The 15,297-nt window shown below is 65.4% G+C and carries 16 protein-coding genes and 1 tRNA gene; 6 read left to right on the forward strand and 11 right to left on the reverse strand.

Annotated elements, in window-relative coordinates; all coding sequences use genetic code 11:
• Positions 1-59 precede the first annotated feature (59 nt).
• From ACX3PH_RS03580 to ACX3PH_RS03590, 3 genes are read left to right on the forward strand one after another with little or no spacing between them, the layout of a single operon-like run.
• The gene (locus ACX3PH_RS03580; protein WP_459089453.1) at positions 60-827 is read left to right on the forward strand and encodes a class E sortase; all 768 of its coding nucleotides are present in this window, start codon (positions 60-62) and stop codon (positions 825-827) included.
• Position 828: 1 nt separating this feature from the next.
• Positions 829-987, forward strand: a complete 159-nt coding sequence (locus ACX3PH_RS03585) for a hypothetical protein (RefSeq protein WP_459089455.1) — start codon at positions 829-831, stop codon at positions 985-987.
• The gene (locus ACX3PH_RS03590; protein ID WP_459089457.1) at positions 984-1,622 is read left to right on the forward strand and encodes an anthranilate synthase component II; all 639 of its coding nucleotides are present in this window, start codon (positions 984-986) and stop codon (positions 1,620-1,622) included. The genes ACX3PH_RS03585 and ACX3PH_RS03590 overlap by 4 nt, the downstream gene beginning before the upstream one ends.
• A 23-nt stretch (positions 1,623-1,645) precedes the next feature.
• Here ACX3PH_RS03590 and pknB read toward each other — a convergent pair whose 3' ends face one another.
• The 7 genes from pknB to ACX3PH_RS03625 are packed head-to-tail and all read right to left on the reverse strand — an operon-like array spanning position 1,646 to position 10,411.
• Entirely contained in the window at positions 1,646-3,349 is a 1,704-nt protein-coding gene (pknB, locus tag ACX3PH_RS03595; protein ID WP_459089459.1) for a Stk1 family PASTA domain-containing Ser/Thr kinase, read from the reverse strand.
• A gap of 54 nt (positions 3,350-3,403) precedes the next feature.
• Positions 3,404-5,092 carry a protein kinase domain-containing protein gene (locus ACX3PH_RS03600; RefSeq protein WP_459089461.1) on the reverse strand — a complete coding sequence of 563 codons (1,689 nt, stop codon included), beginning with the start codon at positions 5,090-5,092 and terminating at the stop codon, positions 3,404-3,406.
• Positions 5,089-6,531: a peptidoglycan D,D-transpeptidase FtsI family protein gene (locus ACX3PH_RS03605; RefSeq protein ID WP_459089463.1), complete on the reverse strand. Its 1,443-nt coding sequence runs from the start codon at positions 6,529-6,531 to the stop codon at positions 5,089-5,091. Before ACX3PH_RS03605 ends, ACX3PH_RS03600 begins: the two co-directional genes overlap by 4 nt.
• Before the next feature lie 20 nt (positions 6,532-6,551).
• Entirely contained in the window at positions 6,552-7,961 is a 1,410-nt protein-coding gene (locus tag ACX3PH_RS03610) for an FtsW/RodA/SpoVE family cell cycle protein (protein ID WP_459089465.1), read from the reverse strand.
• Positions 7,948-9,189 carry a Stp1/IreP family PP2C-type Ser/Thr phosphatase gene (locus ACX3PH_RS03615; RefSeq protein ID WP_459089467.1) on the reverse strand — a complete coding sequence of 414 codons (1,242 nt, stop codon included), beginning with the start codon at positions 9,187-9,189 and terminating at the stop codon, positions 7,948-7,950. Before ACX3PH_RS03615 ends, ACX3PH_RS03610 begins: the two co-directional genes overlap by 14 nt.
• A gap of 4 nt (positions 9,190-9,193) precedes the next feature.
• Entirely contained in the window at positions 9,194-9,703 is a 510-nt protein-coding gene (locus ACX3PH_RS03620) for an FHA domain-containing protein FhaB/FipA (protein WP_459089469.1), read from the reverse strand.
• A complete protein-coding gene (locus tag ACX3PH_RS03625; protein ID WP_459089471.1) occupies positions 9,704-10,411 on the reverse strand; it encodes an FhaA domain-containing protein in 708 nt (235 codons plus the stop codon).
• A gap of 155 nt (positions 10,412-10,566) precedes the next feature.
• Between ACX3PH_RS03625 and ACX3PH_RS03630 the strand changes: the two genes are divergently transcribed.
• Positions 10,567-10,650: transfer RNA gene (locus tag ACX3PH_RS03630), tRNA-Leu, on the forward strand.
• A gap of 154 nt (positions 10,651-10,804) precedes the next feature.
• Here the strand turns inward: ACX3PH_RS03630 and ACX3PH_RS03635 are convergent.
• Positions 10,805-11,458, reverse strand: a complete 654-nt coding sequence (locus ACX3PH_RS03635) for a hypothetical protein (protein WP_459089473.1) — start codon at positions 11,456-11,458, stop codon at positions 10,805-10,807.
• A gap of 102 nt (positions 11,459-11,560) precedes the next feature.
• On the opposite strand from ACX3PH_RS03635, the gene ACX3PH_RS03640 reads away from it, so the two are divergent.
• On the forward strand, positions 11,561-12,013 hold the full coding sequence (locus ACX3PH_RS03640; protein ID WP_459089475.1) for a CHRD domain-containing protein: 453 nt from the start codon (positions 11,561-11,563) through the stop codon (positions 12,011-12,013).
• A gap of 24 nt (positions 12,014-12,037) precedes the next feature.
• On the opposite strand, the gene ACX3PH_RS03645 is transcribed toward ACX3PH_RS03640, so the two are convergent.
• Positions 12,038-13,726 carry an ABC-F family ATP-binding cassette domain-containing protein gene (locus ACX3PH_RS03645; protein ID WP_459089477.1) on the reverse strand — a complete coding sequence of 563 codons (1,689 nt, stop codon included), beginning with the start codon at positions 13,724-13,726 and terminating at the stop codon, positions 12,038-12,040.
• Between the two features lie 132 nt (positions 13,727-13,858).
• On the opposite strand from ACX3PH_RS03645, the gene merB reads away from it, so the two are divergent.
• Entirely contained in the window at positions 13,859-14,536 is a 678-nt protein-coding gene (merB, locus tag ACX3PH_RS03650) for an organomercurial lyase (RefSeq protein WP_459089479.1), read from the forward strand.
• A gap of 2 nt (positions 14,537-14,538) precedes the next feature.
• Here merB and ACX3PH_RS03655 read toward each other — a convergent pair whose 3' ends face one another.
• Positions 14,539-14,871, reverse strand: a complete 333-nt coding sequence (locus ACX3PH_RS03655) for a cupin domain-containing protein (RefSeq protein WP_459089481.1) — start codon at positions 14,869-14,871, stop codon at positions 14,539-14,541.
• 26 nt (positions 14,872-14,897) lie between these two features.
• Positions 14,898-15,254, reverse strand: a complete 357-nt coding sequence (locus ACX3PH_RS03660; RefSeq protein WP_459089483.1) for a hypothetical protein — start codon at positions 15,252-15,254, stop codon at positions 14,898-14,900.
• Positions 15,255-15,297 lie beyond the last annotated feature (43 nt).

The following is a 15,297-nucleotide window of genomic DNA, read 5'->3' on the forward strand; positions in this document are numbered from 1 at the left end:
GCCCTGCACCCGGCCTGACCGGCCCGGGAGAGCGTGCGCTGAGCCGTAGAATCGGGTGCATGAATGCCGGTGACCGCGTCAAACGCCGCAGCGGGCGGAGGGCGCTCGGGATCATCAGCGTTATCGGTGAACTCTTCATCACGGCCGGCGTCATCTGCTTTCTCTTCATCGGGTGGCAGCTCTGGCTCAACGACCTGGTGGTCGGCCAGGAGCAGCGGAGCAGCGCCCTCGAACTCGAGGACCAATGGCGAACTCCCGGGGCCCCGCCGGTGCCGCCCTCCCCGGACGCCGGCACCGTGGACTTCGGCGAGCCGGTGGTCACCCCAGCTCCGCGCGCCGGCACCGGCTTCGCCACCCTGTACGTCCCCCGCTTCGGTGCGGACTATGTTCGGGCGATCGGGGAAGGGGTGAGCCTCGCATCCGTTCTCAACAACCGGGACCTGGGCATCGGCCATTACCCGGAGACGCAATTACCGGGCGAGTTGGGCAATTTCGCGTTGGCAGCCCACCGCACGACCCATGGTGCTCCGTTCAAGCAGATCGCCGATCTGAGGGTCGGTGACAAGCTGTATGTGCAGACCACGGACGGCTGGTACACCTACGCGTTCCGCACCATGGAGTACGTCTGGCCGACCGGGGTGGGTGTTCTCGAACCGGTTCCGCAGGCACCAGGAATCGACCCGCTGGACCGGGTGATCACACTCACCAGTTGCAATCCGATGTTCTCCGCCGCTGAACGCATCATCGCGTACGGCGTGTTCGAGCACTGGCAACCGACCTCAGCGGGGATGCCCGCCGAGCTGGCCGAAAAAATCGGGGAGGCCTAGCGTGTACGCCTTCCTCTGGCGACTGCTGCCCGGTCCACTGTGGCTCCGCATCGTGTTGGCCGTCATCCTGATGGCGCTGGTGATCCTCCTCCTCGTCATGTTCCTCTTTCCCTGGCTGAATTCGTTTGTGAACACCTATGAAGTTACGGTGGAGGAATGACCCGCATCCTCGTCGTCGACAACTACGACAGCTTCGTCTACACGCTGAACGGATACCTTCAGCAGCTGGGTGCGGAAACCGAAGTGATGAGAAACGACAGCTTCACCGCCGAAGAGATCCCCTCACGCCTGGACGGGTTCGACGGTGTGCTCCTGTCCCCGGGACCGGGCACGCCGGCCAGGGCCGGAGTGTCGATCTCGCTCGTTCGGCACGCCCTCGACAGTGGCCTGCCGCTGCTCGGTGTCTGTCTCGGCCATCAGGCCATCGCCGAAGCCCTGGGCGCGACCGTCACCAATGCCGATGAGCTGATGCACGGCAAGACCTCTGTCGTCACCCATGACGATCCGGAGCTCTTCGCCGGTGTACCGCAGCCGTTCACGGCAACGCGGTACCACTCGCTGGCGGTGGTGGAGGACACCGTGCCGGACACGCTCATGGTGAACGCCCGCACCACCGGTGGAGTGATCATGGGCCTGCGGCACGTGTCGGCGCCGGTCTTCGGGGTGCAATTCCATCCCGAGTCGGTGCTCACCGAAGGCGGCTACCAGCTGCTCGCCAATTGGCTGGCTCTCGCCGGGCTGCCGGAGGCACGCGATCGGGCGGTCGGGCTGAGCCCGCTGGTCAGCCTGGACTGACAGCAGGTTTCTCAGCCAGGGGTCTACTCACCGCCGGAGCAGTAGGTGAGCGAGATATCGGAACGTTGCGGGTGGTTACCGGGCGCCAGCGACTGACCGGTGACCGTCCCCCCGCTACACTCCTTATCCGCCACCAGGTCGGTGACGTTGAGGCCGATCCCCCTGAGCGTCGAACTCGCGGTACCGATCGGCTGCCCCTTCACGTCGGGGACTGTCACGTTCCCGCTGGAGACGTACAGCGTGACGGGATCGCCCTCCTTGACCTGGGTGCCGGCTTCCGGGTCGCTGCGGATGACCGTACCGGCAGGGACTGACGCGTGGTTCTCTTGATTGGTCGCGGCAAAGGTCAGCCCAGCGGCCTCTATCGCTGCTACGGCAGCCTCGGTGGTGAGGTTCACCACCTTGGGGACATCCACTGATTCCTTGCCCTGCGACACATAGACCTTGATGACCTGGCCGTCACCGACCCGGGTTCCTGCCGGCGGGTCGGTCCTGATGATCTCGCCGACAGCGGCATCCGGATCTGGTTCATCGAACCGGCTGGGAACCAGTCCCAGGTCGGCCAGGGTCTGTTCGCCACTCTCATACTGTGCGCCGACCACCTGCGGCACCTCGATGGAGAGCTTCTCGCCGATGTCGGGCGACGTCAGGTTGGACACCCAGAAGCCGAGGGCGATCAACACAGCGATCATCACGGTGACGCCCGCCCAGATCCAGGCAACCGGAGGCCGGTTCTGGGTCTTCACGGTGCGCTCGCGGCTGTCGGAGGCCAGCTGCCGCATGGTCGCCTCCGAACCGGCGGTCGCGCTGGGGTTGACCCCGAACAGCGTTGAGTTGAAGTCGGCGACCGGAGGAAGCTTGCGGGTTGGGAGCTCGCCCTTTGCGGCTGCCTCCAGGTCGGAGCGGAAGTCGGATGCCGTCTGGAAGCGCTCGAACTTGTCCTTGCTCAAGGCGTGCAGCACGACGGCGTCGAGCGCCGGCGACACCTGGGGGTTCAGCGTGCTCGGGGCCACGGCCGCCTCGCTGATGTGCTGGTAGGCCACGGCGGCCGGGCGCTCGCCGCGGAAGGGCGGACGACCGGTGAGGAGTTCGAACAGTACGACGCCGGTCGAGTACAGGTCGGTGCGGGCGTCAACAGTCTCGCCGCGGGCCTGCTCCGGGGAGAAGTACTGGGCGGTACCGAGCACGGCACTGGTGTCTGCGACGGTTGCCGAGTTGTCGGACACGGCGCGGGCGATGCCGAAGTCCATCACCTTGACCTGGCCGTTTTGCGTGATCATCACGTTGCCGGGCTTGATGTCGCGGTGCACGACCAGGGCGCGGTGGCTGTACTCGAGCGCGGTCAGAACGCCGTCGATGATGCGAACCGCTTCACGAGGCTCGAGCGGGCCGTCGGCGATGATGTCCTTGAGTAGTCGGCCGTCGACGTATTCCATGACGATGAACGGCACCTGGGTCTCGATGCCCATGGAGTCGCGCACGGTTTCTTCGCCGGCGTCGAACACGCGCACGATCGTCGGGTGCGCCATGCGGGCAGCCTTCTGCGCCTCCTCGCGGAACAGCAGGCGGAACTTCGGGTCGGTGGCCAACGATGGCTTGAGCAGCTTGACCGCCACCCGGCGGCCAAGCCGGGAATCGGTGCCGACATGGACATCCGCCATGCCGCCACGGCCGATGAGCGCACCAACCTGATACCTGCCGGCCAGCAGCCGAGTATCTTCAGTCACATTGGTCTCCAGGTCGCACGGCAACAGCCCTGCAAGCTTAGTAGGTCAGGTCGGCTACTCGCCGTCGGGCGGCGGCGTCTCCTCAGTAACGGCAGTGGTCGCCGGGTCGGAGGGCGGGGATGCCGTTCCGGAGCATTCGGCGAGGTAGGTGAAGGTCACCGTGCCCGGGCCGGTGGGTCGCACCTGCAATTGCTGCACGCCCGGCGGGATGAAACCACCGTTGGTGAAGCCTTCCATGGTGGCTCCGGTGACGGTCGCCCGGTAGGCGGTGCGGGTCGTCCCAGGAGGGCAGCCCTCATAGATCGGCCAGGACGCCGTGAAGGTGGTTGTACCGTCGGTGAACTCGAACTCGGCCGGCATGGATGCGGTTGCCGGCTTGGAGGGTGGTGGGATATTCGTCCAGAAGTAGACGTCGATCGTGCTGCCCTTGGGGATGGCCGGGCCGGTCGGGTTGATCCGCTGCACCAGGCCCTGGTTGTTGGGGTCCGTGGCGATGTCGCCGTCGAGCGCGTTCATGTTCAGTTCGAGCTCGTCGAGCAGCGCCTGAGCCTGCTCGCGGTTCAGGCCGATGAAGTCCTCCGCATTCACGGCAACGGTGTTGCTCGCCGTGGTGGGTGGTGGCGTCGTCGCGGTCTGGCCCCTGGTGGTGGTCTCGCGTGGTTCGACCTCGTCATCCGGTGAGACGACCAGCGCGATGATGGTGCCGATGAGCACCACCAGCAGGATGCCGATGAGTGCGATGAGCGGCCAGGTCCACGGGCTCCTGGTCTTCGACTCTGTCGGTTTCGTGGCGACGTTTCCGGTTGCCCCGTCGTTGACGGATGACAGCACCCGGGTGGCCTGCGTGGCACCAGCGGCTGCGCCGAGCCCGAGCAGCGCGCCGGTTCCACCGATTCCGGGGACGGCAGCGGATGCCCCGGCAACGTCACCGCGGCGCAGCGATTGTGCCGCGCGGGCCAGGTGGGCGGCGGAGGCCGGCCGTTCGGCCGGTGACTTCGAGATGCACGAGTAGACCAGGTTGCGGACCGGCTCGGAGACGGTGGATGGCAGCTCCGGCGCCTGGTCGTTGATCTGGGCCATCGCGATGGCAACCTGCGACTCGCCGGTGAACGGGCGTCGGCCGGCCAGCGCCTCATAGGCGACGATGCCCAGCGAGTAGATGTCGGTGCCGGGGGAGGCCGGATGTCCGCTGGCCTGCTCTGGGGACAGGTACTGCACGGTTCCCATCACCTGGCCGGTCGCGGTCAACGGAACCTGGTCGGCGATGCGTGCGATGCCGAAGTCGGTGATCTTGACGCGGCCATCCGGTGTGATCAGCAGGTTGCCGGGCTTGATGTCGCGATGCACCAGGCCGGCCGAGTGGGCGGCGTGCAGTGCTGAGGCCGTTTGCGCCACGATGTCGAGCACGCGGTCGGTAGAGAGTACTCGTTCGCGCTCGAGCACGGCGGAGAGGGCCTCACCGGGAACGAGCTCCATCACCAGGTAGGCGCTGCCCTCCTCCTCGCCGTAGTCGAAGACGTTGGCGATGCCCTCATGGTTGACCAGCGCAGCATGGCGGGCCTCGGCGCGGAAGCGCTCGAGGAAGCCCGGGTCGCCCATGTACTCGTCTTTGAGGATCTTGATGGCGACGGTGCGCCCGATCACCAGGTCGGTCGCCTGCCAGACCTCGCCCATGCCCCCGATCGCCACTCGTGACGACAGTTGGTACCGTCCACCGAAAGTGAGGCCACTCGTGGGTCTCATTTGCTCAGCACCGCCTCAATGACTTTTCTCGCGATCGGCGACGCGACGCTGTCGCCGAAACCTTCTTCTTGGTTTTCGACGACCACGGCAATCGCAATCTGTGGGTCGCTGGCAGGGGCGAATCCGGTAAACCACAGGGTGTTCGCGCTGCCTTCACTGTTCTGTGCTGTACCGGTCTTTCCACCGACTTCGACTCCGCTTATTCTTGCAGAACTGGCGGCCCCATTGCTCACGTTGTTGACCATCATCGCGGCGACGGTTGCGGCGGTCTGAGCGCTGATCGGCTCACTGAACACCTCTTCCTGGAATGGCTCGATGACGGTCAGGTCAGGGGCGATCACGCTCTCGATGAGGGTGGGCTGCATGAGCACGCCACCATTGGCGATCGCCGCAGTCGTCATCGCGATCTGCAGCGGCGTTACCCGAACGTTGGATTGGCCGAACGACGAGAGCATCAATTGCGGCGCGTCCATTCCCTTCGGGTAGTTGCTGGCGGATGCCGTCATCGGTACCTGGATGCGCTGGCCGTACCCGAAAGCATCCGCGTACTCGGCGATGACGTCTTCGCCGAGGGCGGCGCCGATCTGGGCGAAGGGAATGTTGCAGGAGAGGCGGAACGCGTCGGCGAGGGTCACTTCAGGTGTGCCACCGCAGGTGGAGCGGCCGGCGTTGTAGATGACCGAGGACGACAGCGGCAGTTGCAGCGAGGGCGGGTTGGGGACGGTGGTCTCCGGGGTGAACTGGCCGCTGTCGAGTGCCGCCGAAGCGACCAACGCCTTGAACACGGAACCCGGATGGTAGAGATCACCGGAAATCGTCCGGTTGAAGAGCGGATCTCCCGGCGCTTCAAGGAGCTGGTTGTAGGTGTCGATCACCGACGAGGTGTCGTGACTGGCAAGCAGGTTCGGGTCGTAGGAGGGCTTCGACACCATGGCGATGATGGCGCCGGTTTTCGGATTGATGGCGATGACGGCACCGGTGTGGTCGCCCAGCGCATCCCAGGCCGCCTGCTGCGCGACCGGGTCGATGGTCAGTTCGACGGCGGCACCCTTGGGGCTCTTGCCGGTCAGGATGGAGTTGATGTGGTCGAGGAACTGGCTGTCAGCGGTTCCGCTGAGCACCTCGTTCATGGAGCCCTCAACCCCGGCGTTGCCCTGGTTCAGCGTGAAGTAACCGGTGACGGCGGCATAGAGCTCGGGGTTCGTGTAGGTGCGGAGGAACTTGAAGTCATCGTCCACCGGTACCGAGTGCGCGATCGGAGCACCGTCGACCAGCAGTGGGCCACGTTCGGCCGAGAAGCTGTCATACAGGGTGCGCACGTTGCGGCTGTCAGCCCGCAGGTTGTCTTCCTGGAACACCGTGATGATGGAACCGGATGTCAGGAGTGCCACGAACATCAGGAGGACCGCGACACTGACCCGCTTCAGTTCCTTGTTCATTCCGCCGCTCACCTCGCTCATCAGCCGACCACCAGCCGAGGTTGGTTGCGGAGGCTGTCGGACAGTCTCAACAGCACCGCGACAATGATCCAGTTGGCGACCAGCGCCGAACCGCCTGCGGCCAGGAATGGTGTGGTCAGCCCGGTGAGCGGAATGACGCGCGTGACGCCGCCGATCACGATGAAGACCTGCAGGGCGACGACGAAGGACAGGCCGACGGCGAGAAGGCGGCCGAAGTCATCCTGGCCGGCGAAGCCGATGCGGAATCCGCGAGACACGAACAGCAGGTACAGGGCGAGGATCGCGAAGAGCCCTGCGAGCCCGAGCTCCTCGCCGAGGCTGGCGATGATGAAGTCGCTCTGGGCTACCGGAACAAGGTCGGGCCTGCCCTGGCCGAGTCCGGTGCCGACGAGCCCTCCGTTGGCGAGGCCGAACAGCCCCTGCACCATTTGAAAGCTGCCACCCATGGCGTCGTTGAACGGGTCGAGCCATCCGTCGATCCTGGTCTGGACGTGGCTGAACGTTTGGCTGGCGATCAGCGCGCCACCGGCGAAGAGCACGAGGCCGATCGCGATCCAGCTGCCGCGGCCGGTCGCGACGTAGAGCACCACCAGGAAGAGGCCGAAGTAGAGCAGCGACGTGCCGAGGTCGCGCTGGAAGATGAGGACGGCCATCGAGGCGGCCCAGATGACGAGGATCGGCCCGAGGTCACGCACTCGGGGGAACCGCATCCCCAGGAACTTCTTTCCCACCAGGGAGAGCGAGTCACGGCTTTCGACCAGGTAGGCCGCGAAGAAGACGGCGAGGCAGAGCTTCGCCAGCTCGCCAGGCTGGAAGGTGAAGCCGCCGACCCTGATCCACAGCTGGGCGCCGAACTGTTCGTGGCCGATGAAGGGAAGCATCGGCAGGAGGAGGAGCACGATGCCGGTGAACATGGCGACGTAGCGGTAACGCGCGAGAACACGATGGTTGCGGATGAGCAGGATCACTGCGAGGGCGACAGCGATGGCGAGACCGGTCCAGGCGATCTGGCGGATGCCCGCGGCATCCCAGCCGGCGTCTCCGTAGGCGATGTCGATGCGATAGATCTCGGCGATGCCAAGCCCGTTGAGAACGGTGGCGATGGGCAGCAGGAACGGGTCCGCCTCTTTGGCGACGAAACGCAACGCGACGTGCATTCCGAGCACCAGCACCGCGAGCCCGCCGCCCAGCACGAGCAGGCTGCTGTCGACCTCACCCTGGGCGCCCAATTGCACCAGGACCATGGCGGCACCGTTGATCGCGCACGCGAACAGCAACAGCACGAGCTCCCGGTTGCGGAGGCGCGCTGGCACGCGGAGCTTCAGCTTGATCGACTGGGTGAAGGTGTTGCGCTCCGGCGTCGCCCCAGCCGCCACCGGTGCGGTGCGCGCGTTGCTACCGGCTGACATTGGCCAACCGCTTCACAATGTCGCGGGCATCCTCGAGGTTGTCAGCAGTGATGGTCTCTTCGACCTGCTGTCGCTCGAAGGGTGAAAGCTCGTTCAGCTGGATGCTCGTCACCTCGTAGACGCTCGACAGCTTGATCGGCCCGATGTCCTGCTGCACGCCCTTGAAGATCGCGATCGTGTACCCGTTGGGCCCGACGAAGTAGTGGGTCTGCGTCCAGCGGTAACCGGCTACCAGCAGGGTCACCAGCAGGGCGATGACCAGCGCGATGGCAACCAGCCAGGTTATGCGCCGGCGGCGATGCCTGCGGCGGTCCTCGGCGATGAGTTCCTGCAGGTACTCGTCGGACTCCGGTTCGAAGTGGCTGTCCTCGTGCAGCGTGGACTTGAGCGGGTGCAGCAGCAGCGTGGGCAGGCGCAGCGGCTTTCGCACGATCGCGGCCTCGAACGAGAGCGGCTCGGCGGCCGACCCGACCAATTTCGGCGGTGACATGGCCGAACTCGGGTCGTCGCCGATGTCGACGATGACCACAGTGACGTTGTCTGGCGCCCCCTGGTCGAGAGCATCCTTGACCAGGCGGCTCGCGGCGGCATCCGGATCTGCCACCGACTTCAGCGCAGTCATGATCTTGTCATCGGAGACGTAACTGCTGAGCCCGTCGGAGCAGAGCAACCAGCGATCCCCAGGCTGGGTGTCGATCACGGTGGTGTCGATCTCCGGGGAGGCGTCGACGTCGCCGAGCACGCGCATGAGCACTGACCGGCGCGGGTGCACCGCGGCCTCCTCCGCCGTGATGCGTCCGCTGTCGACGAGTCGCTGCACGAACGTGTGGTCTGCGGTGATCTGCTCCAGTTTGCCGGAGCGGAAACGGTAGATGCGGGAGTCGCCGATGTGTGCCAGCGCGAGCTTGTCGCCCAGGCGGAGGACGGCGCTGACGGTGGTGCCCATTCCGGTCAGTTCCGGATGCTCGAACACGGTCTCGGCGATGAGCGAGTTAGCGGCCAGTAGTGCCGACTGCAGGGCGAACTCGGCATCGTGCGGGGAGGCGAACGACTTGTCGACCTCGACAACGCGTTTGATGGCGATAGCGGATGCGACATCCCCGCCGGCGTGGCCACCCATGCCGTCGGCCACCACGAAGAGGTTGGTGCCCGCGTAGCCGGAGTCCTGGTTGTTGGCGCGGATCTTCCCGACGTGCGAAACCGCCGCACTCCTGCCCGTGGTGGCCATTCAGCTACCGCCGAAGCTCGAAGGTGGTCGTTCCAATTTTGATTGGAGTGTTCAGCGGCACCGGCGTCGGCGCGTTGACCCGGTTGCCGTTCAGGAACGTGCCGTTGGTGGAGTCCAGGTCCTGGATGACCCACTCGTCACCCCAGAGCACCAGTCGCGCGTGATGCGTCGAGGTGTAGTCGTCCCGGATGACCAGGCCGCTCTCGCTGGACCGGCCGATGGTCAGCGGCTCATTGCTGATCGGGAGTTCGAGGCCCTCCTTGGCGCCGGACGTGATCACCAGTCGGCTGGTCGTCGCCGAGGTTGCGGCCGGAGCCGAATTGGCTGGGACGGATGCGACCGGGCGAGGCGCAGCATCCGCCGCCGGCATTGGGGCCGCCGCCTTCTGCTCGGGGAGTCGGCGGGCGCGCTCGCCGAAAAGGTCGGAGCGCAGCGCGTAGACGACGGAGAAGATGAAGGCCCAGAGCAGCAGCAGGAAGCCGAACTTCAGCAACAGGAGGGTCAGTGCGCTCATCTACCGGCCTTCCCCACGTTCGGTGCTGGTCGGGTCGACGGGTGTCGCCTGGGCCAGCACTCGGAACACAATACGGGTTCTGCCGATGGAGATCACCGAATCGGTGGGCAGCGGGGCGCGGGTGATGCGGGCCCCGTTCAGTTCTGAGCCGTTGGTGGAGCCCAGGTCGTTGACCTCGGCGCGGCTGCCGTCCCAGAGGATTTCGACGTGTTTGCGGGAGATTCCAGTGTCGTCCACCGTGATGTCCGCATCGTGGCCGCGACCGATCACCGTGCGGGAACGGGTGATCGGGTGGCGCTTGCCGTTGATGTCCAGCACGGGCGTCCAGGTGACGGCACCCTTCACGTTCTCGGAATCGACCTGGATCATGCCCTCACTGAGCGACGCATCCTGGCTGAGCTTGATCGATATGCCGCCGGCGAACTGGTAGTGCTGGGCTGCGGCGTGCTGTTGCACCAGTTGGGTCAGCTCATCGATGAGGGTGTCGCCCAGTCCGGTCATCCGCTGATAATCGGTTTGTCCGAGGCGCACGACGAAGCGGTTGGGGACCAGGATGCGGTCACGCGCGACGACAGCGGCGTTCGTGTCGAGTTCGCGCCGAAGTGCGCTGGTGATCTCGATCGGCTGGAGACCACTCTTGAAGGTCTTGGCGAAGGCGCCGTTGACCGCCTTCTCCAGACCTTTCTCGAAGCTGTCCAGTAGTCCCAAGGATCTCCCTTTGCACCAGTCGGGTGACTATGACGATGTTAGCCGGTGGGCCCGAACCGCGGCATGAGCCTACCGAATGTCCTCCTAATGGATGACATCGACCCGTCGGGGCGACGATTAAAGAGGTCTCCTGCTGTGATAATCTCGCTAGGTCTGCGCGAGTGGCGAAATTGGCAGACGCGCACGGTTCAGGTCCGTGTGCCCGTGAGGGCATGGGGGTTCAAGTCCCCCCTCGCGCACCGAAATGGATTGTTCCCAGAACTGGCAGGATTGGTTCTCGGAACTATCCGAAAAAGTGAAGGCCACCGGGTTTCCGGTGGCCTTTGCTGGTTTTCTGTTGCTTTCGCCCGACAACCTGCTTTCCGCGTGATGCTCTCTCCGTCACGGAGGGCCTCAGCCGTGCAGTCCACTGGGAGACTGCGGGCACTTCTCTTCGAGCTTCGGCGAGAACCGGTCGACGCTGTTGTACGGGAACCACCGCTCCGCGTCATCCGCCTCCAGGAAGCTGGACAAGCTGGGAGCGTCGGCAACACTGACGTCCTCCCCCTCAAGGCACGGACTGAGGACGTTCACGTAATAGTCGTAGAGGTACTCCAGCTGCGCCTCGTTCAACGGCTGGCTGTACTTCGGATGCACCGGGTACTTCGCGCCGCAGGTGTAATGCGCCAGTTCGGCCGGCTCCGCCTGCTCATTCGCATACGACATCTCGATGCCGCCATCCGCTGATGCGGTTGCTTCGAAACCCATCCCGGTAAGGCACTCGGCGATCGCCTCCGGCCACTCCTCCGGAGTCACGAACCGGATGCGCTCGATCTCACCAAGTACGGCATCCGGAAACCTGCTGAGCAGGTCGGCCCGCCGGGACTCGAGCTGGATCTCGACCAGGCGATCCGCTTCATCCGCCGACAGCTCCGGGATCCCGAACTTGTTGTGCTCTATGGATGCCTGAGTCGTGCAACCAGCGCCGCCCCACATCACCCCGGAGAGGAGCAGTAGGCAGAGCGATGCGCGAAGAACGAGGTTCTGCTTATCGCGAGAAATCCCCATGGGCACACGCTAGCGGTTGAGGTTCGAGCGCACCCTTGTGCCGCACCGTTACGCGGCGTACCGTTCCTCCCGTTGGGGGACTCTCACTGTTGGAGGACCGAAATGAACACCGTACGACGCGTCAGCATCCGGGCCATCGCTGTCCTGGGAGCTGCGCTTGCACTTACCACTGTCAACCTGACTGCCGCCAACGCACTGAAGGGTGGCGTACCCGCGATACCGCTGAACACCGAGCAAGAAACCACAGGCTCGAACACCGGTGCCAGCGGCTTCATCACCTACACGATCGATGGCAACCAGTTCTGTTACACGCTCACCGCGCGCGACCTTTCCGAACCAGCACTCGCAGCCCACATCCACGTGGCGCCAAGAAACGTTGCCGGCTCGATCGTGATCCCGCTGACGGTCGGCGCCGGAGCCGACTGGACGGTCCAGGCGTGCACTACCGCGGACCCCGCACTGCTCGAAGCGGTGGCCGCGAACCCACGTAACTACTACGTGAACGTCCACACCCCGACATTCCCGGGCGGGGAGATTCGGGGTCAACTCAAGTAGCTGGTTCACATAGCTGAGTTTCAGCTAGCGTTCCCGCACCACCCGACGCTCATCCCAGACCGGCGCATCCGACTCGTAGACCTCGCCGTTCGAGCCGAAGACCAGGAAACGGTCGAACCCGCGCGCGAACCAGCGGTCGTGCGTGACCGCGATGACGGTTCCCTCGAAGCCTTCGAGTCCCTCCTCCAGCGCTTCCGCCGAAACCAGGTCGAGGTTGTCGGTCGGTTCGTCGAGCAATAGCAGTGTTGCACCGGACAGTTCCAGCAGCAGGATCTGCAGCCGCGCCTGCTGACCGCCGGACAGCGACTCGAATACCTGCTCGGCGGCGCCGGCCAGGCCGTAGCGGTCGAGCGCCCGGCTGGCTGCCTCCCGGGCCATCCCGTCACGGTGGTCGTCACCGCGGTGCAGGATGTCCAGCAGCGTTCGGCCGATCAACTCGGGGTGATCGTGTGCCTGCGCGAACCAGCCGGGCTGTACCCGTGCCCCCAGCTTGGCGGTGCCATTGTGCTCCACCGGTGTCAGGATCTGGGCAGCGGATGCCAGGTGGCCGGCCGTGACATCCGGATCGGTTCCGCCTTGGGCCAGCAACCGCAGGAAGTGCGACTTGCCGGAGCCGTTCGAGCCGAGCACCGCGATGCGCTCGCCGAACCAGAGCTCGGCGTCGAACGGCTTCATCAGGCCGGTCAACTCCAACTGGGTGCAGACGACGGCGCGGCGCCCGGTTCTGGCGCCCCGCAGTCGCATCTTCACGTTCTGGTCCTTCGGGCGCTCCTGCGGTGGTCCGACCGCCTCGAACTTGGCCAGGCGGGTCTGGGCCGCGCGATAGCGCGATGCCATGTCGGAGTTGTACTTGGCCTGCTGGCCGAGGCGCACCACCAGCGCCCGGAGTTTGACCCGCTCCTCGTCCCAGCGCCGGCGCAGCTCATCGAGCCGGTCCAGCCGATCACGGCGGGCGTCGTGATAGGTGGCGAAGCTCCCGCCGTGGGTCCAGGTGTCGTTGCCGGCAGCACCGACCTCCAGCGTGATGATTCGCGTGGCGGCGCGAGCCAGCAGCTCCCGATCGTGGGAGACCAGCAGCACCGTCTTCGAGCTGTCCAACAGAGTGTCCTCCAGCCAGCGCTTGGTTGGAACGTCGAGATAGTTGTCTGGCTCATCGAGCAGCAGCACCTGTTCCGGGCCGCGGAACAGAGCCTCCAGCACGAGTCGCTTCTGCTCGCCGCCGGACAGTGTGTTCACGCGACGCCACTGGGCCTTGTCGAAGGAGAGCCCGAGGGCAGCCTGGCAGCAGGTGTCCCAGACGACCTCGTGGTCGTAACCACCGGCATCCGCGTACTCCGCCAACCGGTTCGCGTACGCCATCTGGGTGCGTTCGACATCGTTCTCCAAGAGTGCCAACTCCGCCCGGTCGACGGCGAGGGCCGCAGCCTTCACGCCGGCCGGGGCCACCGAGATCAGCAGGTCGCGAACTGTCGAATCGTCGCGCACGTGCCCGACGAACTGGTCCATCACGCCGAGACCACCGTCGACGGCGATGGTTCCGGAGTCAGGAGAAAGCTCGCCGCGGATGAGGCGCATCAGGGTCGACTTGCCCGCGCCGTTCGCCCCGATCAGCGCACCGGTCGCACCCTCTCCGACGCGGAACGAGACCTCGTCCAGCAGCACGCGGCCGTCGCTCAACGAGAAGGAGACGTCGCTGACGTCGATGTAACCCACAGTGAATGCCTGACGATCGGGAAGCCCCGGATGGGGCGCCCGCGGGGTGGCGAGCCGATCAGTTTACAGCGCAGCCGTGGCTTCGCCGAAGACTTTCTGTCCATGAGGGGATGAAGGGCGCACAATATCCCTATGGCTGACCTGAGCAGCACCGCAGAGACCGTTCGTCTCGCCATCTATCGCACGTTCGCGAGCACGGGCCGCGCCCTCGACCAGGAGGAGATAGCAGCCCAAACAGGTCTTGAACCGGCGCAGACGGTTGCCGCCTTCCGCGAGCTCGCAGATACCCGCCACGTGGTGCTCGACACTAACGGGAGGATCGTGATGGCGCACCCGTTCGCGGCCATCAACCTTCACTTCTCGGTGATGGGCGAGAACACCATCTGGTGGGGCGGATGCGCGTGGGACTCCTTCGCCATCCCGCACCTGGTCCCGGGCGAGCCGAGCGTACTGGTCGCCACGACCTGCCCGGCTTGCGGAACTGCACACGCCTGGACGGTGACGTCGGATGCGCCGCCCGAAGGCGACCAGGTGGCCCATTTTCTGGTACCGACGGCCCACATCTGGGACGACGTGGTGCACACCTGTTCGAATCAGCGGATCTTCTGCAACGAGACCTGCGTGGAAAACTGGCTCAGCACATCCGGAAACCAGCGCGGTTCGGTGTTCGACCTGGCAACGCTCTGGCGGCTGGCGCAGGGTTGGTACGCCGGTCGCCTGGATTCGCCGTACCGACGTCGCGAACCGGTCGAGGCGCACGAGTACTTTCGGCAAGTGGGGCTTCGCGGCGAATTCTGGGGGCTCGACTAACGCTACGGCAGTTTCGCCACCGTGAGGAGGATGGCCGAATCCTCGATCGCCTCGATGCTGTGCTGGCCCTCCGGCACGATCAGGTGGTCACCGGCCATGCCCGGCCAGGACGTGGCGCCCGCGGTCAGGGTGATCCGCCCACGCAGCACGTAGAGGGTGGCTTCGCCGGGGTTCTGATGCTCGGCCATCGTCTGGCCGGCAGCCAGCGCCATCACGGTTTGGCGCAGGGCGCGTTCGTGCCCGCCATAGACCGTGCGCGCGCTTCGGCCGCTCGAGGAACGCAGCGCATCCTCCAGCAACTCCCGGGAGAGCGCGGTCAGCGATGTTTTCTGCATGCGCCCACTATCCTCCGCTTGCGTGCCTAACCCCAGAAGACGGCGATGCAGATGTTGACCAGGGTGAGGCCGGCGACGCTGAGCAGCACCCAGTTCGCGACCTTCTCCTTCTTCCGGTAGATGAAGGCGAGCACCATGATGACGATCACGACGGCGAGCTTCACGCCGATCTTGGCGTTGTCGATGTCACCGAGGTCCGCCATCTGGATCACCCCGACCAGCAGCACACCGGTGACCAGCTGGGTGAGCGCACCGTGGAAGATCGCAGCGTTGATCTTGCCTGCACCGGCCTTGAGCGCGGGAACCTGGGCGATCACCCCTCCGAGCAGCGACGCCATGCCGACGAAGTGGAGCACAAGAAGCACGTTCCGCAGGATTTCCATGCCGACAGGCTACCCGCATCCGCCACCGCGCGAGCGGGGCCAG

The organism is Homoserinimonas sp. A520 (genome assembly GCF_054489245.1).

What these genes read in the sequence shown, in the direction of transcription:
- merB (WP_459089479.1), top strand. Translation starts at nt 13,859, where the DNA reads ATGGCTGACCTGAGCAGCACCGCAGAGACCGTTCGTCTCGCCATCTAT.
- ACX3PH_RS03610 (WP_459089465.1), bottom strand. Translation starts at nt 7,961, where the DNA reads ATGTCAGCCGGTAGCAACGCGCGCACCGCACCGGTGGCGGCTGGGGCG.
- ACX3PH_RS03640 (WP_459089475.1), top strand. Translation starts at nt 11,561, where the DNA reads ATGAACACCGTACGACGCGTCAGCATCCGGGCCATCGCTGTCCTGGGA.
- ACX3PH_RS03605 (WP_459089463.1), bottom strand. Translation starts at nt 6,531, where the DNA reads ATGAACAAGGAACTGAAGCGGGTCAGTGTCGCGGTCCTCCTGATGTTC.
- ACX3PH_RS03615 (WP_459089467.1), bottom strand. Translation starts at nt 9,189, where the DNA reads ATGGCCACCACGGGCAGGAGTGCGGCGGTTTCGCACGTCGGGAAGATC.
- ACX3PH_RS03660 (WP_459089483.1), bottom strand. Translation starts at nt 15,254, where the DNA reads ATGGAAATCCTGCGGAACGTGCTTCTTGTGCTCCACTTCGTCGGCATG.
- ACX3PH_RS03655 (WP_459089481.1), bottom strand. Translation starts at nt 14,871, where the DNA reads ATGCAGAAAACATCGCTGACCGCGCTCTCCCGGGAGTTGCTGGAGGAT.
- ACX3PH_RS03635 (WP_459089473.1), bottom strand. Translation starts at nt 11,458, where the DNA reads ATGGGGATTTCTCGCGATAAGCAGAACCTCGTTCTTCGCGCATCGCTC.
- ACX3PH_RS03600 (WP_459089461.1), bottom strand. Translation starts at nt 5,092, where the DNA reads ATGAGACCCACGAGTGGCCTCACTTTCGGTGGACGGTACCAACTGTCG.
- ACX3PH_RS03620 (WP_459089469.1), bottom strand. Translation starts at nt 9,703, where the DNA reads ATGAGCGCACTGACCCTCCTGTTGCTGAAGTTCGGCTTCCTGCTGCTG.
- ACX3PH_RS03580 (WP_459089453.1), top strand. Translation starts at nt 60, where the DNA reads ATGAATGCCGGTGACCGCGTCAAACGCCGCAGCGGGCGGAGGGCGCTC.
- ACX3PH_RS03590 (WP_459089457.1), top strand. Translation starts at nt 984, where the DNA reads ATGACCCGCATCCTCGTCGTCGACAACTACGACAGCTTCGTCTACACG.